At 72.9% G+C, this 469-nt stretch carries 1 protein-coding gene; it reads right to left on the reverse strand.

The annotated features are described in order from the left end of the window. The coding region (locus B8460_RS16420) for a thiamine pyrophosphate-dependent enzyme (protein WP_048862692.1) at window positions 1-469 on the reverse strand (469 nt) is incomplete at both ends.

Consider the following 469-nt stretch of genomic DNA (forward strand, 5'->3'; position numbering starts at 1 on the left):
GCCGATGTCGCGGGCCCGCGCGGCATACCCGTCGGGGTGCAGGGCCAGGGTGGACAGCTTCGGCGACTTCCAGCCGCCGTTGTTCAGCACGATCGTGAGGAACGGCGTCGCATAGCGTCGCGCCATCCAGTGGACGCTGGACGGGACCGAGAACATGAACGACCCGTCGCCCGCGATCGCCACCACCGTCCGATCCGGGCGCGCGAGCTTGGCGCCGATCGCCGCCCCGCCGTGCCAGCCGAGCGATCCGCCGCCGGACGCGACGACGCTGCCCGCACGCGTCGGCCGCAGGTGGTCGAGGACGACGTGATAGCTGGAGATCGCCTCGCTCAACACGATCGTGCCGGCGTCGATGAACGGGCGCAGCCGGGCGATGAGGTATTCCGGCGTGATGACCCCCGTCGGCGCCTCGAGCGTCGCGAGCCGCGCGGCGCGTGCCGCCGACAGCGCCGTCCAGTGTGCCGCGCGC

The sequence above is a fragment of the Acidisphaera rubrifaciens HS-AP3 genome, from assembly GCF_000964365.1.
GTDB lineage: Bacteria > Pseudomonadota > Alphaproteobacteria > Acetobacterales > Acetobacteraceae > Acidisphaera > Acidisphaera rubrifaciens.